Source organism: Vibrio sp. 1401 (assembly GCF_033340295.1).
The window spans coordinates 1-839 of sequence record NZ_JAWOWF010000237.1; the positions used below are offsets into that span (position 1 = coordinate 1).

The window sequence follows — 839 nt, forward strand, 5'->3', positions numbered from 1 at the left end:
ATTTACGAATCAAGCGTCACATCGCATAACTCAGATCATCTTTAAAAATCTCGCGTAAAGCATAGATAAAAGACATCGCTATAATGAAAGACGCTGAGATCTCGCCAAGGTAGTCTCGGGCTAGAATAACGGTCGATGTCACTACGACCATAACCAAGCCCGTCGCAATCCCTTTAATCGCTCGCTTGATGTTGTTACCCATGGAGATAGTTTGCTCACGCAAAACAATAGGGTGTTCAATCAGACGTCTTAACAAACGCATTTTGTTTGAAAGACGCGTCACGTCTTCAACCACGCGTGGAGAGTTGTATTTGTTTAGCTTGCGATGCGCTTGTTCTTTCTCACACAGAGTAATCAAACGCTGTTTAATGGTGCTGTAATCGCCTTCTCGAGGAAGATGAGCAACGAGAGACAAAAACTTTTGCTCGGTATACCACGACAAATAGTTATCAATATTAACGTAGTAACGCTTTAAGTTTTCTTCATAAGGGATAGAGCGTCTCAAGCGTTTTAAGATCTCAAGCGTCAACTCAATGACTTCGTCCACTTCATCTTCTGTAACGGAGTTGCTCTCGTGCTTATTCAAACTCGCCACTGCTTTATCTAATGCGATAACGTACTGGTAGGCGAACAAACTCAAACTTACGCGGTATTGCTGATTAGAAAGACGTCCGCGCTTCGCTAATCGGCTGTGAACAAGCGGCAATAGAATTTCTGTACTGTAATAAGCACGTTGCTGAGTGATAGAAGTGTAATAAAATTCGGATTCACTGATGATATCGGCGTTTAAACCAAGCTCACCAGGCACAAAGAAGTAAATATCTAGGTCGACACTTTTG

1 pseudogene is annotated in these 839 nt (G+C 42.4%); it reads right to left on the reverse strand.

Annotated features, from left to right (window positions below):
- Positions 1 to 31: 31 nt before the first annotated feature.
- A pseudogene (locus R7Z77_RS24810) lies at positions 32 to 839 on the reverse strand (hypothetical protein); the annotation flags it as partial.